General features: G+C 63.2%; 2 protein-coding genes. Both read left to right on the top strand.

Annotated elements, in window-relative coordinates:
• Positions 1-45: 45 nt before the first annotated feature.
• On the top strand, positions 46-378 hold the full coding sequence (locus WJU23_RS23530) for a transposase (protein ID WP_346335082.1): 333 nt from the start codon (positions 46-48) through the stop codon (positions 376-378).
• Positions 375-832, top strand: a 458-nt coding sequence (locus WJU23_RS23535; RefSeq protein ID WP_346335083.1) for an IS3 family transposase, incomplete at its 3' end; no start/stop codon positions are given. The genes WJU23_RS23530 and WJU23_RS23535, both read left to right, overlap by 4 nt.

Consider the following 832-nt stretch of genomic DNA (forward strand, 5'->3'; position numbering starts at 1 on the left):
TGAGGTGCGCTAAAATCCTGGACCACAAAATAAGGGACAAGCACTATGAGAACCGTGATCCGCAAACGATACAGCAATGATTTCAGAGAGCAGGCAGTGGCCCTGGTCAACCTTGGCAGGCCGGTGCCTGAGGTAGCCCAGGAGCTGGGCATCGGCACCAGTGTGCTCTACCGTTGGACTCAGCCCCAGCGCCTGTCTGGGCAGTCCTCGCACACGCAGTTCGGCGGCGCAGTCCAACGAGCCGGAGGCGAGGGGGACGAAGCCGCCGAACTGCGCCGCCTGCGCAAGGAGAACGCCCACCTGCTTTTGGAGAATGACATTTTAAAAAAGGCCGCTGTCATCCTCGGCACTCAAACCCAGAGCAAACCCGTGCGATGATCCTGCTGCTCCACTCCCAGACAGGCGGCAGCATCCGCCAGATCTGCCAGGCTTTGGAACTGCCGCGCAGCAGCTTCTATCACGCCGCCCTTGCCACGGCCACCGGGAACGAAGACCTCCGCCTTGGCGGGCTCATTGCGGAGATCTTCACGCGCAACCGCCGCCGCTACGGCTACCGTCGCATCGCGCAGGAGCTCCAGGACCAGGACATCGTCTGCGCCCCTGCCAGGCTGCGCCGTCTCATGCGGCAGCGCGGCCTGCGTGCCATCCAGCCCAAAAACTACCTGCCCAAGACCAGCGATGGCAGGGCTGACCGGCCTTCGGCCAATCTGCTGGCCCAGAAACCTTTGCCCACCAAGCCCAATGAGGCCTGGGCCGGTGACATCACCTTCATCCCCACTGCCTCCCGCTGGCTTTACCTCGCGGTGGTCATCGACCTGGGCTCACGCCGCAT

The organism is Prosthecobacter sp. SYSU 5D2, from assembly GCF_039655865.1.
In the GTDB taxonomy this organism is placed as follows: Bacteria; Verrucomicrobiota; Verrucomicrobiia; order Verrucomicrobiales; family Verrucomicrobiaceae; genus Prosthecobacter.

Coding starts and splice junctions, on each gene's coding strand:
- WJU23_RS23530 (WP_346335082.1), top strand. CDS start 46: ATGAGAACCGTGATCCGCAAACGATACAGCAATGATTTCAGAGAGCAG.